A 17969-nucleotide genomic window follows, 5' to 3' on the forward strand; every position below is an offset into this window, starting at 1 on the left:
TTAGATGCGCGGCCATGGAGCCGAACATCGTGGACGAGGGGGGCGTGACGGTCGTGGAAGGCCAGCCGAATCAGGCGTTCCTGACGAGCGCGCGGGACGTCGATCGTGTGATCGAGGCCTGCTTCGGGAGCAGGGCAGGATGCGTCCTGCTTTACACGGCGAACCTGCCGGCGGCCTTCTTCGACCTGAGCTCGCGCGTGGCCGGCGATATCCTGCAAAAATTGAGGAACTATCGGATCCGGCTCGCCGTGGTATGCCCGCCGGGGAGCGTCAGCTATAGCAGCCGTTTCGGCGAGATGGTCACCGAGGAGAATCGCGGTGAGCATTTCGGGGTGTTCGAGACCCGCGAAGCCGCCGTGGAATGGATCCACGCGTTCGCCTGAGGACGCTCATTTTGCTCCCACTCGCACGTACGTCCCACCCGTACGTCCGAACGTCTCGGGCGCATACATCTCCTCGATGTGCGTCGGCGGCGCCACGAATCGGCCCACGTGGGCCGCGCGGGCGAGATACCGGAACCTCGTGATGCCGGCGGGCAACCTGTCGATGAAATAAACGACGCGGTCGCCGCGCATTTCGCGCCGCTCTGCCGGCGTCATTTGCAGGTTCGCGAGCCAGGGGCCGCCGACGTCGTGCGCGAAGCGCATGGGTTCGAGACCGCCGGGGACCGGGTCTTCGAGGACGACGAAGCGGCGGGGCTCGCGCGTGACGACCTCGATTTCGCAAAGCACGACCTGCCCGGGATCGAAGCGGCGCTCGGCGGCGGCGCTGGCCGCGAGGACCGGGCCGCCGAGGTCCGCGACGGGGCGGAAGGATTTTGTCAGGTAAAACCCGGCGTCAAGCGGCTCGCGGGGCATGTCCTCGCGAGCGTATCGGAGGACGGCCTCGTAATGGAGGCGGCCTCCGCCCACAGCCTCGAACGTGAGCGGCGCGCCGCGGCCACGAAGGAGGTCGGACATGGAGACGAAGGCGGTGCGGCGGAGCTTGCCCGATTCGCCGCCGAGGGGCGCGTCCGCGAGCAACGTATCACCGAGGAAAACCCGTGCCTCCACGGGATCGAGGGGGGCTGGGTTTTTCTTGCGGTACGCGTCGAGCGCGAGCAGCGCCCACGCGGCCTCGTGGGTCGTGCGGTAAGCGCCGCCGGCGCGCCCGTCGAGGATGCCGCGCGAGAGGCGGGCGGCGAGGGGATGCGTGGGGTTCGTTGCGACGATCGCGAGCAGGGCCGCGGCGTCGGTGCGCACGCTGGAGTCGAATTCGTGCCAGGGGGCCTTGGCCTCGGACGCGCTTGCCACGTGCGCACCGGGGCCGTCGATTCGAATGTTCGTTTCGAGGTCGCGGAGGAGCTCGCGGCTTTCGTCCCCGCCTCCGCGGCCCGCGACGGCGAAGGCGTGGAGCAGGAGGGCGCGCGCGAGAAGGGGCATGCGCGCGCGTTCGCCGAAGAGCGCGCGCATCCGGCTCTCGTCAGGGCGCCGGGCCATGGCGAGCACGTCGAGCGCGAAGGCGGCGCGTTCGAGCGAAGAAGGGTTTGCCTCGGCGAACGGCGCCGCGAGGCTCGACGCGAGGGAATGGGCGGCGCGATCGAGGGCGCCTGCAGGCACGGGCAGTCCGCGGCGGCGCGCTTCATCGAGTCCCCAGAGCGCATAGGCCGTGATGTAGGGATCTCCCTCGGACGAGCCGGGCCAGAGACCGAAGCTCCCGTCCTTTTGCTGGTGCGTGAGCAGCCGGTCCACCGATTCCCGCAGCGCGGCGTCGACATTGCCGCCCTTTTGTGGGCTGGTTTGTCCAGGCACGAGCGGCACGCCGAGGGAATCGGCGAGGTCGCGAAGCGCGAGGAGCGGGACCATGCGGCTCACGGTTTGCTCCGTGCATCCGTACGGGTATTCGACGAGCTGCTCGATGCCGGCGGCGAGGCCGGAGAGCGGGGTCGAGGCGAGCGATATCGAAAGGCCTCCCACGTCTTTTCGCAGGCCCCCGAGATCCCCGAGGCGCTCGGCAATGGCCGAGGAAGTTTCGCCCGTGAGGGCAGCGGTTTCGAACGTCGTGGGCACGGCAATCTGGGTTTTGAGGTCGACGCCGTCGGTTTCGTCTTGCAGGCTCGCCTCGAACGAGAGGCGCGCTTTTCCGGCGCGCTCGGCGCGGAAGGGAAAACGCACGAGGGCCGGGTGCTCGGGGTCGACCGTGGCCTCGCGCCGCATCGGGCCCGCGGGCGTGAGGCCCTCGGCGCTCGCGGTCACGACGGTATTGCCGCCGGGGATGTCGAGCGCGGACAGGACCACGGAAGCTTCGAATTGATCCCCCGCGCGCAAGGCCAGCGGGATGCTCGGGCGCGCCATGAGGGGCTTCGACGTGAGGACGGTGGCATCGTCCGAGCCCGTACGATCGTCCTCCGCCACGGCCATCGCCATGAATCGATAGGCGGTGAGGCCATCGGGCAGCTTGATGCGGCGCTTCACGCGGCCCGACGCGTCTGTGACGAGGTCCGGAAAGAAAGCGACGGTTTGTCGGAAATCGCCGCGGCGGGGGCTCACGCTGGTCGCGCCCATGCGGACCAGGGGCGGCTTCGCGCGGCGGCCCGAGAACGTGCGGAGGAGATCGTCGCGTACGTCACTCGTCCGGACGCTCGAATAACGAGGGTCATAAATCGCCTCGAAGGGCTCGGGCGTGATGTAATACGTGAGCATCAGCGAGCCCTCGTCCGCCGCCCACAACGTGATTTCGGCCTGGACCGGTTTGCCCGCGGCGTCCTTCGCGAGGACCTCGACGTCGAGCGTCTCGCCGGGCGCCGCCTGGAGCTTGCTCGGGCGCACCTCGACGTCGAGCATGCGGTCCTCGGGGCTGACGGCGATCGCAGCCTCGCGGGATTCCTCGCGCGTGCCCGAGAGCGTGACGACCTTGATTGCCGCGTTCGGCATCATGGAGAACGTGATGGGGACGTCGACGATCGTTTGCGTGCCCGCGGGCGCGAGGGGCACGACGCGTCGGAAGAGCAAGCCCTCGCGCTCGAACGTGACGAGCGCTTGGTTCGGCTTCGAATGCGGTGATTCGAGCACGAGACGCGCGGTTTGTCCGACCCGATACTCGCTCCGGTCGAGGCGCAGGACGAGCTCCGCGGAGGGAGGCGTCGGCGGTGGAGGCGGAGGCGGCGGAGGCGGCGACGGAGTCGTGGCCGGGGGCTCGACGTGGAGGGAATACGAGGCCGCGGCGCGGCGGCCCTTTTCGTCCTTCGTCGTGGCGCGGACGATGAGTTCGACTTCGTATTCGGTCCCGGCGACTTGCGTGGGAATCGTGAAATCACAGCCGACGGGCGCGGCGCCGCTGGTGACGTCGCAGGTGCCGACCGTGCGGTCCTCGACGGCGTTGTCGTCGCGGCGGGCGCGGCGCGAGAATTCGAGGTGCACCGGGTGCGAGCGCCGCTCGCCCGCCGGCGTCACCACGAGCACGCGCGGCGTGACCTTGTCGCCGGGCTTGACCCAGTATCGGTCGTCCTCGGAGAGCGCGACGAGCACGCTGGCAGGGTAGACGAGGGCGCTGTCCTCCGCGTACCGCGTCTGCTGGTTGAGGTCCATGATTTCGACGCGGCAAGTAACTGTCTCGACGGCTGTTTGGCCGGGCAATACGAGGGGGGCAGCGGGCGAGAAGGCGCCATGGCCGTCGAGCTTGCCCGTGCCCTGCGCGATCTGCGCCGAGGCCACCCGCACGTCGTGCTCGGTGAGCAGGTAATCGTCGAGGCCCGGGACGCTCGGTTCGCCGGAGCCGCGCGTGACGACGATCGACGCGCGTCCGCCGGCCATCGGGGCGCCGTAGAGCATCTCGCCGTGCGCGGTGCAGCTCATTCGTTCGCCGGGCTCGTAGACCTGTTTGTCGAGGCGCGCCTCGGCCTTGCTCTCGACCGGGCGATAATGATCCACCGAGAATCCCCAGTGAATGCGCTCGCCGTCGAGCTCGGCCTCGGCGCGATAATGCCCGAGCGGAGCGTCCTCGGCGAGGGGCATGACGGTGGCGAAGGTGCCGAAGCGGGAGAGCACGTGGCGCGTGGTGCTGATCGGGCGGCGTTCGGGGTCGAGAATGCGCAAGGTGACCTCGCGGCCGCGCGGCGTGTCGAGGCCCGCGGTGACCGGGACGCGGAGGACTCCTTTGAGCTCCACCTGTTCGCCGGGCCGATAGATTCCGCGGGCGGAGAAGAGGCGGCCGACGGGCTCGGGCGCGGGCGGAGCGGAGAGCGATTGGTACATCCAATCGTCGCCGCTCCGCGCCACGACGGCGAGCTTGGCCTCGCGCTCGCCCGGCTTTCGCGGGGGAATGCGCAAGGGGATGGACGCGAGGCCCTTGTCGTCGGCCTCGGCCGCGCCGAGGAGCGAGGGGCGGCCGCCGGGGGGAACGTAGTGGACCTCGACCCGCGCGCCTTTCACGGGGGCCGCATTCGAGAGGCGCGTGAGCCAGACGAGCGCCTCGTCCGGGGCAATCTTGGTCAGCGGGCCGAGGTCGGTCAATTGCATTTCGTGTTCGGCCGTCTTCGGCGGCTGCTCCGGCGCGCCGCGAAACCCGGCCCGGACGAGCACGGGGCCACTCGTGACGCCCGGAGGCAAGTGGTCCTGGACGACGAGGCGCGACCAACGATCCTCGTTGCGTTTGCCCGCGGGCGCTGCGAAGGTCAGCGAAGGCGAGACGAGGGGGACCTGGTTTCCCGCGAGTTTTGCGAGGACCTGGTCCTTGTCGAGAGGAATCAGCGAGACCGTCGCGTCGACGGTGTTCGTCACGCCAATCGGCAGGATGCGTTTTCCATCCGGGACCCAGTAGGTGCCCCTCGCGCCGATGATGAGCTCGGCAGGCAGGTCGCCGAAACGAAACTCGCGTCTGACGTTCGCGGGGAGGCGCTGGCCGTGGATGTCCTGGAAGGCACGGCCGGCGCCCTGGGTGCGGACCTCCACGCGATAGGTTTTTCCGGGCTCGAAGTCCCCGTTGACGTACACCTCGCGGCTCGATTCGCCGTCGTCGTAGGAGCCGGACACATGGAACGAGTCCGGGCGAGGATCGACGGCGATGGCGCGCTCGAGGACCTCGTCCGAGATGGGTGTCGCGAACTTGAGCGTGATCGTGGTCTCGGTCGGGTCGCAGCGATCTTTTTCGAGGGGGTGTGGATGGCACTCCGCCGAGGCGAGTCCCGCGGGGCCGAGGGTGCGAAATCGGATTTCCTCGGCCTTTCCGGCCGAGAGCTCGCCCTCGGCGCCGCGGAGCGAGGCGTCGATGCGCACGAGGACGTCCTTGTCGCGCGGGAGCGGGGCGCGCGGAGCGAGCACGGCGCGATCGTCCGTGACCTCGACGATCGAATACGGGACGGGGCCGCGGCCCGCGTCGATCGTGACGGCGCGCGAGATTTCGGCGGCTTTCACGGCTTGCGTGAAGAAGAGCGTGATCGTCGCGTCCGGGCGAATGCCGGTCGCGCCGCGCGCGGGCTCGCTGCCGGAGACGGAGGGCCGCGGGGTCGAAAAGGAAAGGACGAAGGGGGCTTCGAGGGCGCTGCCGTCGAGCGCGCGGGTGTCCGCGGGGACCTCGACGCGGAATGCCGTCGCGGGAGGAAATGGTTTTTCAGGGACGAACTGGAGCGCGCTCGATCCGACCCAGGAGAATGCGCCGGGAAGGGCCGGGGTGATCCGGACGGGGGCCTCGGGCGAGCGCGGATCCGCGCCGATCGCGCGCATGGGTTTGCTGAAGACGAGCGTGATCTCGGGGCTCGGGCCGGTCTCGCCGCTCGGACCTGCATAGACGACGCGGAGCGGGCCGGCCTCCGGAGCGCGCGGGGCGAGGGCCGCGCGGGGCGCGAGCTCGCCCCGGACGGGCGCCACGGGAGGTTTCGGCGGAAGCGCGCCGGGAAAACAGGCCGCGGAGGCGGCGGCAAGGGCGGCGAGCGCGGCGGCGGCAGGCGAGGGGCGGCGCAAACGCATGGGGAGGTGGGGATCGACAGGCGAGGCGGTCCGAGGTTCCCGGTTCATTCGTCTTTGGCAGGACGGTAAAGCTCCACGCCCGACGCACCAAAACGCGTGCGCAAAGGCTCGCGTTCGCCATGCGGCCATGCAGCGGGGGTATGGCGCAAGAGGGGATGGGGGCGGAGGGATTCGAAGAGGATGTGGCAAGGGTCGTCCGCCGCGCCGCCGAGCTCGGGCATGGCCTTGAGCGCGAGGCCGGGGCGATCACGCGGGGGCTCGTCGCCGAGGTTTTCCGCGAGGGCGGCGGCCATGTCGAGCAAGGCTTCGCGACTACGCGCGTCCGCGCTCGCACGCGCCGCCGCGCGCATGGCTTTCACGGCCGGGCGCGCTTCCTTTCCGAGGACCTCCTTGCCGGCCGCGGAGAGGGCCGTCGCGAGGGAGAGGCGAAGCTCAGGCGAGCGCGTGGCGAGGAGGCGTGCGACGAGGCGCGGGGCGATTTCGGGAGGCCATTCGTCGGCCTCGCGGGCGAGGGCGTCGATGACACGAATCGGGGGTTCGTCGGGGGCGGCGAGCGAGAGAGCAATGCGCGTGATGGCGGCGGTGAGCGCGGTGCCGCGGGCGCCCTCTTCGAGCAGGACGACGGCCGCGGCGAGGGAGCCGGGCGAGGGGCCGGCGGCAATACGCGTGAGGCGGGGGACGTGCTCGGGGAAATGGGCGAGGACGGCGTAGAGGCGCGCCCGCTCGTCGAGGGTTTCCGCATGGACCGATTCGAGGCGCGGCAAGGCCTCGGGCGCGGCCGAGCGCTCGATGGTGTCGAGCAAATACGAGGCGACGAGGGGGCAGGCGCGGACGTCGTCCCGATCGAGCAGGCGCACGAGCTCCTCGCTCTCGGTCGGATCGAGGCCGTGCACCTCGAAGGCGAGGGTGGCCGCGAAGAGTTTGTCGGGGTACGTGTCGCGCAGGTGTGGCACGACGAACCGATAGCGACCGGGCGGGAGGATGCGCTCGCCACCCATGAGGGGGAGCTCGGAGACGATGGTCGCCGCAGCGGGCGCGAGCTCGGGCTTTGCGGAGACGGTCAAGCAATACCCCTGCGGGGGCGGAAAGGCGCGATAAACGTCGTCGAGGCCGAGCCTTTCAATCGTACCGAAGAGGCCGGGCCAATGGCGCGCGCCGCGGATGGGGTCGGGGTTCTTGTTGACGAGCCGGAACGCGGAAAACGGGGTATCGCCCTGGTGGGGTTCGAGGAGGACGAGGGAGGTCTGGCCGCCGGGATTCGTAGGTTCGATTGCGAGGAGGTCTGGCGCGGGGATCGCGGGGCCACGCGTGGCGGCCTCGCCTCCGCGCGGGAGGGGCGGCGCGCCGCACCCGAGGACAAAAAGCAGGGCGAGCGCGGCGAGAGCGCTCGCGAGGCGGGCAGAACGGGGCATCGCTGCGTCGTTGGACGCGCGGGCGCCGAGGGGCTTGGGGTTCGATCGATTCCAGCGCCCGAAGCCCGCTCACAGCCGCCCGCGCTTCCCGTTTTCGTCGCGCCGCGCGCGGTGAGGGGGCGCGCTTGCGGGGCTCTGCCCGGGTCGATAAACTCCCCGCCATGTACAAGGAGACGTGGGCCTGCGATCCGTCGCCGGGGCGACATCGAATCGGGGAAGGGCCGTTCCGCGTCCGCGGCGTCATGTACATGGGGTATATCGAATACGCGAACAAACGTACGCCGGGCGGGCTTTCGGCCGTGTACGCCGCGATCGGCCATCCCGAAATCGAGGCGTTCCTCGGAAATACGATTTTCCTCGCGGCGTCGAGTTACGATCTCGTGCCGGTCGTCCATTTCGCTCGCGCGCTGGCGAAGGCCGAGGGGACGCCGCTCGACAAGTTCGTCCGGGGACGCGCGCGCCACGCGGGCGAGAACAACGTGATGGGCCTTTACCGCACGCAGATGCGGAGCTCGTCGGCCGGGGACATGGCCGTCCGGCTGCCGCGCATCTTCGAGCGATATTTCGACCATTGCCGCGCCGAGATGTCGCTCGCGGCCGAGGGGCTCGTGGAGGGGCGGTTCTCCGGCATGCCCGCGCCCATGCTGGGGTATTACCTGTGGTGCAACGAGGGCTTCATCGAGGGCGCGCTGAGCGCCGTGGGCGCGCGGGACGTGCGGTATGCGTGGTCGGCGCCGATGCCCGACGGCGAGCGCGACGGGATTGCCCAAAAGGCCGTCACGGTTCGGATCAGCTGGAGCGCTTGACGCTCATTCGTCGTCCTCTTCCTCCGGCACGACCTTTCCTTCGTACAGGGCAAACGCGACCTCGAAGCCGTCGTCCTCGAACGACGCGACGACGTCGTCGAACGAAGCGTTCTCGTGATAGCCGAACCCGATCTGGTCCGTCGGTCCGAGCAGGGCCTGGAGCGCCTCGCTCTCGGCCGCGGCGAACGAGCGCAGGACGCTGAGCAAGGTCTCCGCCGTGGCGCGCGGGGCGGGCTTTTCGGGGTGCCGGACGAAGAGCTCGACGAGGTCCGCGTCGTCTTCGATCAGGAACCAGACGGGCCGCTCGGCGTACTTCTTGACGAGCGCTGCGTCGGCAAACCCGCGCAGATCGCCGAATCGACCGACGATGACTGTAGGCGCGAGCTCGTCGTCGTCCTCGCCTTCCTCGCCCTCTTCGAGCGCCTCTTCGTCGAGCGGCGCCGGTTCCGCTTGCTCGGGCGCTGGTCGTTGCGCCTTCGGGTCCCTTCGTTTGTCCATCGTGCTCTCCGGGGGTCCTCGCTCCACGTCGCCGTCGTGCGTCGCGTGGGTCTTCCCGATGGACGTGTCCATCGACACCCACGCGCGCCGTCGTTTTTACCCCACCCGGGCCGCGTACGCGACTAGGATGGCGCTTTACCTCGCGTCGGCCCCTCGCTTTTCGCGGAGGGGGGATGGCCGCGGAGCCGCCCATGCGTTTCTCGCCCCTCGCCGATCCCCGCCTCGAAATCCTGCATTTGCTCGATCTGCCCGTCTGGATCACGGACCCGGACGCCGTGCGGATCGTGTGGGCGAACCGCGCTGCCGTGGCTCTCTGGCGCGCCGAGGATCTGCACGAGCTCGTCAACCGGGACCTCGCCCCGTCGCCGACGATTCGCGCGACGTTGCAGCAGCTCCGCGATCGCGTGGCGGCCGGCGAACGTTTCACGTCGGAGCGGACGATCTATCCGAAGGGCGACACGGTCCGCGTGCACATGAGTTTCAAAACATTCCCGTTGCCCGACGGCCGCGGGGGCCTGCTCGTCGAGGGGACGCCGATTCGCGACGTCGCAGATCCCGAAGTGGTGCGCGCCGCGGAGGCGGTCCGGTATGCGCCGCTCGTGGTGACGACGCACGCGCTCGACGGCTCGCTCTTGCAGGCGAATACGCTGGCGCGCCAGACGTTCGGTCATGCATTCTCGTTCGAGGGGATCTTCGCCGAGCCCGCGGAGGGCGCGCGCGCGCTCGCGCAGGTCGCGGGGGGCGAGCCGTTTTTCGAGGACGTGGAGGTCGTGACGACGGAGGGGCCGCGGTGGTTCTCGGTGGCCGCGCGGCCGATTCCGGATCCGGTGACGGGCAACCCCGGCATTCTGGTGAGCGCGCACGACATGACGGCGCGTATCGAGGCGGAGCGCGCGAAGGACGAGCTCGTGAGCGTGGTGAGCCACGAATTGCGCACGCCGCTGACGGCGATCCGGGGCGCGATCGGGCTCGTCGTGGGCGGCGTGGCGGGCAAGGATCCGGCGCTCCAGGCGGAGCTTTTGCAGATGGCGTCGGAGAACGTGCAGCGGCTCGGGCGGCTCGTGGACGATCTGCTCGACGTGCGAAAGCTCGCGGCGGGGGGCATTTCGCTGAAGTTCGCGCAGGCGGACCTCGCGGACGTCGTGCGGGGCGCGATCGAGCTTCACGCGCCGGCGGCGCAGGCGAAGGGGATCGTGGTGGAGACGGACATGCCCGAGGGAATGCCGGTGTTCGTCGATCCGCAACGGATCCAGCAGGTGGTCTTGAATCTCCTGTCGAATGCGATCAAGCATTCGCCGGCCGGCGAAGTCGTGCAGGTGCGCGCGCGGGCGATGCCGGAGGGGGTTCGCGTGGAGGTGGCGGATCGGGGGCCCGGGGTGCCGGAGGCGTTCCGCGACAAGATTTTTCGGCGTTTTTCGCAGGCGGACGCGTCGAGCACGCGCAGCGTCGGCGGGACGGGGCTCGGGCTCTACATCGCGAAGACGATCGTGGTGATGCACGGCGGCCGCGTCGGATACGAGAACGAGAAGGCGGGCGGCGCGGTGTTCTTTTTCGAGTTGCCCACGAAGGTGACGGATTAGCGCGGGGGCGTGGCGAGCTTCTCGGGCGGCGTCTTGTCGAGCAGCGCCTCGCGAAGGAAGGCCAGGAGGGCGCGTTTGTCGTCGGCGGACAAACCGAGCGGACGCACGTCGGGGTCCTGGTTCGGGACGGGGAGGCCGAAGCCCTTGCCGCCGCCCTTGTCGTAGAAATCGACGACCTCTTCGAGCGTGCGGAAAGCGCCGTGGTGGAAATAAGGCGCGGTGCGCGCGACGTCGCGGGTCGTCGGGGTTTTGAGGGCGCCCTCGTCGGCCGGACGTGAGGTGAGCGCCCCGCGGCCCCGATCCGGATCGAGGGTGGGACCGCCGGGTTTGTCGGGGACGCCGAGGACGGCGAAGACGGGGACGGCGAAATCGAGCGGGCGGGAGCCGCCGAAGAAGGGCGGGATGTGGCAGCGGGCGCAGCGGCCCTTGCCGGCAAAGACGTCGAGGCCGCGGCGATGCAGGGGCGAGAGCGCGGTTTCGTCGCCGCGGGCGAACGCGTCGATCGGGGCGTCGCCGGGGACGAAAACCTCGGATTCGAAGGCGGCGAGGGCGCGGCCGACGTTGTCGGGCGTGACGCCCGGCGTGGGGAGCGCCTGGAAGAGGGCGCGGAGGTCCGCGGCGGATTCGATGGCGGTGACGAGCTCGCCGGGTTCGAGGCCCATTTCGGCGCGGGCGTGAATGACGCCGAGGGCCTGGCGCTCGGGCGTGAGCGTGCGGCCGTCCCAGAGCTGCGCGGCGTGCAGCGGGCCGTACAGCAGGGTCGGGGTATGGCGCAGCGTGACGGCCGGATCGAGCGAGGGCGGGCGAGGGAGGCCGTCCGCAAAGCCTTTTTCGGGGACGTGGCAGGTCGCGCAGGAGCGAGCGTTGTTCTTGGACAAACGTTTGTCGAAGAAGAGCTTGCGGCCGAGCGCGGCCCAGGGGGCTTCGTCGCTGCCGGTTTGGCGCGGGCGGCTGCGCGGGGCGGGGAGGGTGAGGGCCGAGACGGGTTCGTCGGCGTCGGTCTTCGCGACCGGGAAACGGGCGCGGTAAGGCAATCGGACCGTCGCGCCGGCGGCGGCGATGAGGCGGCGAAGGGCGACGCCGAGGCGGCCCGTGGCGAGGACGAAGCTCGCGCGGTCGTCGAGGTCGTCCGCGGTCTTCGCGGCGTCGAGGCGGGCGCGGAGGGGCCGGGTGGCTTCTTTGACGGAATCGAGGGCGGCCGGGGTTTGCGCGGTTCCGGGCGTCGCGAGGGCCGCGGCGGCGGATTCGATGAAATCGAGGGTGCCGCGGAGATCGGCGAGGACGGCGGCGGAGCCGTCGGGGACGCCCTGCATCGATTCGAGCGCGAGGGCGCCGAGGTCGTACGCGGCGAGCGAGAGGGCATGCGCGACGATGGCGGGCGCGGGCGGAATGCGGCGCGCTTCGCTGTGGAAGAGGCGCAATGCGCGTTCGAGGGTGAGCATTTCGGCGCGCGCGGCCGCGGCGTCCCCGCGGACGAGGGCGGCGTCGAGGCGGAGGAGCGCGCCGCCGCCTTCGTCCATGGAGCGCGGAGGGCCGAAGACGACCTCGCCGCCGAGGCTCTCCGGCCTGCGCCAGAGCGGCGTGCCCGCGGCGAAGGCGCGGCGAAGGTCGAGGTAATGCGCATCGGCGTCGCCGCGCCCCTGGGGCATCGCGGCCACGAGCGCCTCGAGGGCGTCGAGGCCGCGGCGGGCGGGCGCTTCGACGATATGCGCGAGCGGAGAAATCGGAGATTCGGGGAGGACGGCCCCTGCATCGACGGGCGCGCCTGCGTCCGCGGGGGCGGGGGCCTCCGGCTCGTCCGGGCAGCCTGCGAGGAGCAGGGCCGCGAGGACGAGCGCGGAGAGGTGTTCAGGGCTCGTAAAGCGCCTTGCAGGCATCGATCTTGGCCTGGTCGACCGTGGGCATCGCGAACGTCGGAGGCTCGGCATGCGGGGGGTTTTCGAAGTCGAACATTTCCCACGGCGCCTCGGCGTTCGCATCCCGATTCGTGAGCGCCGGCATCTGGAAGCGGGCCTCGATGAAACGGACGATCGAGGTGTGATCGTACGTCCGGTGACCGACGAAATGCTTTTTCGCGTAGGGAGAGACGACGATGAGCGGGACGCGGACGCCGAGTTGGTCGAATTTCGCGTCGGTATCGCCTTCCTTCAATGCGGGCGCGATGTCGTCGGGCGGGCAGGCGGGCGGGGGCACGACGTGGTCGTAGAGGCCGCCGTGCTCGTCGTACGTGACGAAGAGCGCGGAACGCTCCCAGGCCGAGCTCTTCGCGAGGGCTTCGATGACGCTGGCGGTGAATTGCTCGCCGAGCATGGCGATCGCAGGCGGATGCTCGTCGTTTTGCGCGTAGCCTTCGCGCGCGATGCCCGGATCGACGAAGACGACCTGGGGCAAGTTGCCGTTTTCGAGGTCGTGGAAGTAATTCTCGATCGGTACGAAATGCCCGTGCTCGTCCTTGCTGTACTCGAGGTACTTGTCGACGAAGATCGCGGCGCCGGGGGTGGTCGAGACGTAGACGCGCCAGGAGACCTGCCGCATCTCGAGGTAATCGAAGAGCGTCTTGTCGACCGTGACGAATTCGTTGTGGACGGCGCCGAAGGAGGTCGCCGCGTAGAGGTACATGCGGTTCGGCCACGTGGGGCCGGGGACCGAGGAATGGTAGTGGTCCGCGATGGCGAACTCGTTCGCGAGCCAGTAATAAAACGGCAGATCGTCCTGGGTGTAGTAGCCGAGGGCGCGGCGGCCGCTCAGCATGTCCTCGGGGGCGCCGGGGCTCGGCAGCTCGTGCCAGCCGTCGTTGGTCTTGAAAAACCCGTCCATCTTGCCGGCGTTGATCTGCTCGTGCGTGCCGGTCCATTCGTGGTTCGTGTCCACGAAGCAGAACTGGTTGTCACGGAACGGGGCGACAGCGGTGCCGGTCTGGTCGAGGTTCGTGAAGCTTTCGGGCGCGACCTCGACGTCTTGCTGGCCGTACTCGGGCAGCTTCTGGAAGTAATGGTCGAAGGAGCGATTCTCCATCATGACGACCACGATGTGGTCGACGGGAATCTCGGCGCCGTAAGGGCGCGATGCCCCTTGTGTTTCCGCGGGGAGCATGCCCTCCGTGTATCCGCACGAGGTCCGCTTCGCAGCGGCCTCGTCGTCGCTCGGCGGGACGACGTCGCGGTTCCATTCCGCGGGTCCAGGGAGCGGAGGCGTGGTCTGCGGATCCTCGTCGGACGTGCAGCCGACGAGGGCGAGGGTCGGGAGCAAAACAAGGAGCAGAGGGCTACTAGCGCGGCGCATCGGCTCCCATCATCGCGCGCGAGCCCGGTGGCTGGCTACGAGAAAATCAGGGGGCAGGCGGGGGGAGCGCCGCCGGGGGCTCCTTGGGCGTCACAGGCTTGTCGGAGGCAGGCTTGTCGGAGGCAGGCTTGCTGGCCGCAGGCTTGTCGGTCGCAGGCTTGCCGGTCGCAGGCTTGTTGGCCGCAGGCTTCTCGGGGGCGGGCGCCGGGGTTTCGGTGCGGAAACTCGCGGGCTTGGTCGGTCCCTCGTCAGCCGCGGGCTTGCCGTCCGCCTTGGGATCGTCGGGCTCCTCGGCCTCCGCGGGTTTGTCCTCGACGGGACGCGCGACGGCGACGGCCTCGGCCTTGTCGTCCGAGGTCTCCTTGGCGGGGACGGGCGCAGCCTTGGGCGCGATCGGCTGCGCGACGTACACGACGACCTTGTCGCCCGGCGCGAGGGCGCTCGTGCGCGAGCGGTGGTTGATGCGCTCGAGCATCCCGAGGCTGAGATTGTATCGCTTCGACAAACTGCGCCAGGTATCGCCCTCGGCGGCGGCGATCTCCAGGCGCTTGCGGCCCTTGAGGTTCTCGAAATGGGTGAAGAACTCGGTGGAGCCGACGGGCAGGACACGGGCCTCGGCGTCATCGAGGACGAGCGCATTCGTGAGGGCGCGCTCGCGCGGGACGAAGACCTGCAAGGTCATCCCATCGTGAAGGGTGGCCGAGGGGTCGAGCGTGTTCCAGCGGGAGAGCTCGGCAGCGGAGACGGAGAGCGCGGAAGCGACCTCGCGGACGGTGTCGCCAGCGACGACACGATAAAAGATGCGGCGGCGATCGGGGTAGGTGAAGGCCTCCGCGGGGACGACGATGGTGGGTTTTTCGCCGCGGGCGCCGGAGAAGACGCTGGCGACGGTGGGTTTGTCGGGGCCGCCCTCGGGGACGAGGAGGACGGTGCCAGGGCGGACTTGCTCGCCGGAGCGGAGGCCGTTCAGGGAGAGCAAGGTGCTCTTCGTGGTGCCGCGGAGGGTGGCGACGTCCTCGATCGACTCGCCCCAGCGGACGAGGTGACGTTCGAGTTTGTCCTCGCGCTCGAGGTGCTTGGCGACGGTCTTGGCGGCGCGGGCGCCCGTGCCGGGCGGGACGCGGACGACGAAGGAGGCGCCCTCCTTGGCGTCGGGGCCGAGCGGCGGGGTGCGGCCGACGGGCAGCTGCGGATTCAAGTCTTCGACGGCGTCGAGCTCGACGCCGGCTGCCGCAGCAACGGTGCGGAGCGCGACGCCGGGGCCGACCGCGAGTTTGTCGAAGGTGACCGCAGGCTCGGGCTCGACGCCGTCGCAACCGAAGACGGCGCAATTCTTGGCGACGATCGCCATGGAAACGATCTTCGGGACGTACAGCGCCGTTTCGAGCGGGAGGCCCGCTTCGAGGCGGCTGAGCTCCCAGAAATCGTTCGTGTTGTATTTGCGAATGGAGGCGAGGAGGCCGCCATACCCCATGTTGTAGGCGGCAAAGGCGAGCTCCCAGGTCCCGAAGCGGCGGTGGAGGTCGGAGAGGTAACGCGCGGCGGCGAGGGTGGAGCGCTCGGGGTCGAGGCGCTCGTCGATCCAGCGGTCGACGGTGAGGCCATAGATGCGGGCGCCCTCGGGCATGAACTGCCAGAGGCCAGCGGCGCCGACGGGTGAATGAATGGTCGGATCGAATCCGCTTTCGACGAGCGCGAGCCAGACGACGTCCTCGGGCAAACCCTGCTCACGAAGGACGCGGCGAATGGCCGCGCCGTAACGGCCGCTCTTCTTGACCCACGAGGCGACCATGGCGCGACCGCGAGGGTTGTTCTTGTAAAACTCGAGGTAACGGAGGACGCGCGCATCCCAGCGGACGGGGATGTCGGGGAGATCGAGTTTTTTGATGAAGGAGAGGTCGGCCGGCGGAGGGGGCTGGAGGGGCGCCGGGAGCGGCGCCGAAGGGGGAACGCCGGTGGCGAGGAGGACGGGGCCGCCACGATCGAGGGTAGGCAGGTCGTCCGAGGGCCAGGGCGCGCCGGCATGAGGCGCCGGGGAGAAGAGGGCGAGGTCGAGCTCACGGAGGGCGCGGAGCTCGGTAGACTCGTCGACCCCACGATGCTGCGTGGGAGGCAGGCCCGCGATGGCGCGGCGGGCATTCTCGTCGGGCTCGCCGGGGTCGCCGGGCTTGCGCGTGGCGGGCTTTTTGCCGGTGGGCTTTTTCGCGGCGGGTTTCTGCGCGGGCTTGGCGGCCTGGGTTTTGGGCTTCTGCGCGGGCTTGGCGGCCGCGGGCTTGGGGGCCGCGGGCTTGACCCCGGCGGGCGCGGGCTTCGGCTGCGCGAGGCTCGACGCGGGGGCGAGCGCAGCGGCCGTGAGGAAGGTCGCCGTGAGGAGGAAGCGTGCAGCCCGACAGAAGCGCATGGGCAGGAGGGGTGTGTCTCACGGGGGCGGCGCGGGGTCAACTTTTCCTGCGCGGGCGTGGGGTTGCTTTCGGTGGGGGGGAAGGGCAATCTTCGGCTATGGGTTTTGCCGCGGAGAAGCGTGCGCGTGCCACGATCGCCGATCTCGATGCCGTCCCGAGCAACATGGTCGGCGAGATCATCAACGGCACGATGTACGCCTTTCCACGCCCTGCGCCGCGGCACTCGAGGGCTTCCTCCGTGCTCGGTGGCGACTTGATGGGCCCCTTCCAGCGTGGTCGCGGCGGTCCGGGCGGGTGGCAGATCTTCGATGAACCCGAGCTGTTGCTCGGTCCCGCAGGCGAGGAGGACGTTCTCGTCCCCGACATCGCTGGCTGGCGGATCGAGCGCTTGCCGCGGCTACCGAAGACGGCGAGGTTCATGCTCGCGCCCGATTGGGTATGCGAGGTCCTGAGCCCGAGCACGGTAACCGTCGATCGTGCCGAGAAATTGCCAGCATATGCGCGTCACGGCGTGCGGCACCTCTGGCTCGTCGACCCGATTGCACGGACGCTCGAAATCTTCGTGCTCGAAAAAGGGCGCTGGACGCTGCTGGGCGTGCATCACGGGAGCGCGCTCGTACGCGCGGAGCCCTTCGACGCGATCGAAATCGAGCTTGCGGCATTGTGGGCCGAGGTCGAGGAGGACGAGGCGCGAGCCGAGGAGGCGCCGGCCCTCACGAGCGCGCCGAAGAAGGCGGCGCGCAAGGCGACGGCCGCGGGAAAGAAGGGGCGCGGCCGCAGCCGGTGATCATTCGAATGCGAGCGTTCCGTTGTGGCGTGACCTCGCGCTCATCCTGCAGAAACGCGAATGTCGGTTCCGTTTGCCCCGTAAAACCGCGCGACAGCGCGTCGGGACGCACGAGGACCCCCGCTCAGGAGAGCTGCGCCACCCAGTCCACGATCTGCGGCAAGCCCATGACCTCGTTCACCACGCCGGCCTTCACCGCGGCGCGTGGCATGCCATAGACGACCGCGGTCTCCTCGCTCTCGGCGATGATCGTTCCGCCGCCGGCCCGGATCGCGCGGGCGCCGGCGACGCCGTCGTCGCCCATGCCCGTGAGGATGACGCCGTAGGCACGCGAGCCGACGGGCGCGAGGCTGCGCAGGAGACGGTCGGCGCTCGGGATGTAACGGTCGTGCTGCGAAGGAGGGCCGACGCGGAGGCGGATCTCGTTCCAGCCCATGCCACTCGCGCCCTGCGAGACGACCGCCTCCATGCACATCTTGCCCGGGCAGATGAAGGCCCGGCGCGCCGTGACGAGGTCGCCGTCGACGGCCTCGCTCACGCGGATCGCGCTCTTGCGATCGAGGCGCTCGGCAAAGGTGCGCGTGAATTTCTCCGGCATGTGCTGGGCGATGAGGATCGCACCGGGGAACTTCTCGGGGACGCGGCTCAGGATCTCGAGCAGCGCCGTCGGTCCGCCCGTCGAGGAGCCGATGCCGACGATGAAGCGCGCCGCAATGTTGGCGACGGAGCGCGCGCTCGGCTGATCGGGCTGCGCCGTGGAGAGGACGGGCGGCGTGGCCGTGGAGCGTGGGAGCGGCGGGATCGCGCTGTTGCGTTGGCTCACGGCCGCGAGCGGGCGCAGGTAGCGGACGAGGAGGACCTTCTGGAGGATTTCGCGGCGGAGCGCGGCGTCGGGCGCGAGCCTCTGGCTGGGTTTGGCGACGAAGTCGACGGCGCCGAGCTCCAGGGCCTTGAAGACGTTCTCCTTCTGGCTGTAGCTCGACACCACGATCACGGGCGTCGGCTGCCGGACCATCAGGATGCGGAGGAAGGTAAAACCGTCCATCCGCGGCATTTCGAGGTCGAGCGTGATGACGTCAGGCTTGAGGCTCAAGGCAAGGCGTAACGCCTCCTCGCCATCACCCGCCTTGCCGACGACCTCGACCTCGTCGCTGCCGGTCAGGATGTCCGCAATGTTCCTGCGGTTGTAGGCGGAGTCGTCGACGACGAGTACCCGCAGCGGACCGGTCTTCACCACCGTTTCACCTCTGCTGCATCCCT

11 protein-coding genes are annotated in these 17969 nt (G+C 69.7%); 4 read left to right on the forward strand and 7 right to left on the reverse strand.

Features of this window, described 5'->3' with window-relative positions:
- The first annotated feature begins 14 nt into the window (after positions 1–14).
- The gene (locus KEG57_RS34855; protein ID WP_272424907.1) at positions 15–383 is read left to right on the forward strand and encodes a DUF4180 domain-containing protein; all 369 of its coding nucleotides are present in this window, start codon (positions 15–17) and stop codon (positions 381–383) included.
- A gap of 6 nt (positions 384–389) precedes the next feature.
- Here KEG57_RS34855 and KEG57_RS34860 read toward each other — a convergent pair whose 3' ends face one another.
- Both KEG57_RS34860 and KEG57_RS34865 read right to left on the reverse strand, forming a co-directional pair.
- A complete protein-coding gene (locus KEG57_RS34860) occupies positions 390–5942 on the reverse strand; it encodes an Ig-like domain-containing alpha-2-macroglobulin family protein (protein ID WP_272424908.1) in 5553 nt (1850 codons plus the stop codon).
- 44 nt (positions 5943–5986) lie between these two features.
- Positions 5987–7354 carry a hypothetical protein gene (locus KEG57_RS34865; RefSeq protein WP_272424909.1) on the reverse strand — a complete coding sequence of 456 codons (1368 nt, stop codon included), beginning with the start codon at positions 7352–7354 and terminating at the stop codon, positions 5987–5989.
- A gap of 161 nt (positions 7355–7515) precedes the next feature.
- On the opposite strand from KEG57_RS34865, the gene KEG57_RS34870 reads away from it, so the two are divergent.
- Positions 7516–8160, forward strand: a complete 645-nt coding sequence (locus KEG57_RS34870) for a hypothetical protein (RefSeq protein ID WP_272424910.1) — start codon at positions 7516–7518, stop codon at positions 8158–8160.
- 3 nt (positions 8161–8163) lie between these two features.
- On the opposite strand, the gene KEG57_RS34875 is transcribed toward KEG57_RS34870, so the two are convergent.
- Positions 8164–8730, reverse strand: coding sequence for a hypothetical protein (locus tag KEG57_RS34875; protein WP_272459224.1), 567 nt, complete (start codon positions 8728–8730; stop codon positions 8164–8166).
- 119 nt (positions 8731–8849) lie between these two features.
- Here KEG57_RS34875 and KEG57_RS34880 point away from each other — a divergent pair, with 119 nt between their 5' ends.
- The gene (locus KEG57_RS34880) at positions 8850–10238 is read left to right on the forward strand and encodes a PAS domain-containing sensor histidine kinase (protein WP_272424912.1); all 1389 of its coding nucleotides are present in this window, start codon (positions 8850–8852) and stop codon (positions 10236–10238) included.
- Here the strand turns inward: KEG57_RS34880 and KEG57_RS34885 are convergent.
- The 3 genes from KEG57_RS34885 to KEG57_RS34895 are packed head-to-tail and all read right to left on the reverse strand — an operon-like array spanning position 10235 to position 15921.
- Entirely contained in the window at positions 10235–12115 is a 1881-nt protein-coding gene (locus KEG57_RS34885) for a cytochrome-c peroxidase (RefSeq protein ID WP_272424913.1), read from the reverse strand. The genes KEG57_RS34880 and KEG57_RS34885 overlap by 4 nt on opposite strands.
- Complete coding sequence (locus tag KEG57_RS34890; RefSeq protein WP_272424914.1) at positions 12087–13520, reverse strand: phospholipase C; 1434 nt, start codon at positions 13518–13520, stop codon at positions 12087–12089. The genes KEG57_RS34885 and KEG57_RS34890 overlap by 29 nt, the downstream gene beginning before the upstream one ends.
- Positions 13521–13566: 46 nt before the next feature.
- The gene (locus KEG57_RS34895; RefSeq protein ID WP_272424915.1) at positions 13567–15921 is read right to left on the reverse strand and encodes a transglycosylase SLT domain-containing protein; all 2355 of its coding nucleotides are present in this window, start codon (positions 15919–15921) and stop codon (positions 13567–13569) included.
- A gap of 98 nt (positions 15922–16019) precedes the next feature.
- Here KEG57_RS34895 and KEG57_RS34900 point away from each other — a divergent pair, with 98 nt between their 5' ends.
- A complete protein-coding gene (locus KEG57_RS34900) occupies positions 16020–16709 on the forward strand; it encodes a Uma2 family endonuclease (protein ID WP_276074139.1) in 690 nt (229 codons plus the stop codon).
- 124 nt (positions 16710–16833) lie between these two features.
- Here KEG57_RS34900 and cheB read toward each other — a convergent pair whose 3' ends face one another.
- Positions 16834–17946, reverse strand: coding sequence for a chemotaxis-specific protein-glutamate methyltransferase CheB (gene cheB / locus KEG57_RS34905; protein WP_272424916.1), 1113 nt, complete (start codon positions 17944–17946; stop codon positions 16834–16836).
- Positions 17947–17969: the final 23 nt, after the last annotated feature.

Source organism: Polyangium jinanense (genome assembly GCF_028435365.1).

Coding starts and splice junctions, on each gene's coding strand:
- KEG57_RS34885 (WP_272424913.1), bottom strand. CDS start 12,115: ATGCCTGCAAGGCGCTTTACGAGCCCTGAACACCTCTCCGCGCTCGTC.
- KEG57_RS34895 (WP_272424915.1), bottom strand. CDS start 15,921: ATGCGCTTCTGTCGGGCTGCACGCTTCCTCCTCACGGCGACCTTCCTC.
- KEG57_RS34860 (WP_272424908.1), bottom strand. CDS start 5,942: ATGCGTTTGCGCCGCCCCTCGCCTGCCGCCGCCGCGCTCGCCGCCCTT.
- KEG57_RS34900 (WP_276074139.1), top strand. CDS start 16,020: ATGGGTTTTGCCGCGGAGAAGCGTGCGCGTGCCACGATCGCCGATCTC.
- KEG57_RS34865 (WP_272424909.1), bottom strand. CDS start 7,354: ATGCCCCGTTCTGCCCGCCTCGCGAGCGCTCTCGCCGCGCTCGCCCTG.
- KEG57_RS34890 (WP_272424914.1), bottom strand. CDS start 13,520: ATGCGCCGCGCTAGTAGCCCTCTGCTCCTTGTTTTGCTCCCGACCCTC.
- KEG57_RS34875 (WP_272459224.1), bottom strand. CDS start 8,730: ATGGACACGTCCATCGGGAAGACCCACGCGACGCACGACGGCGACGTG.
- KEG57_RS34880 (WP_272424912.1), top strand. CDS start 8,850: ATGCGTTTCTCGCCCCTCGCCGATCCCCGCCTCGAAATCCTGCATTTG.
- KEG57_RS34855 (WP_272424907.1), top strand. CDS start 15: ATGGAGCCGAACATCGTGGACGAGGGGGGCGTGACGGTCGTGGAAGGC.
- KEG57_RS34870 (WP_272424910.1), top strand. CDS start 7,516: ATGTACAAGGAGACGTGGGCCTGCGATCCGTCGCCGGGGCGACATCGA.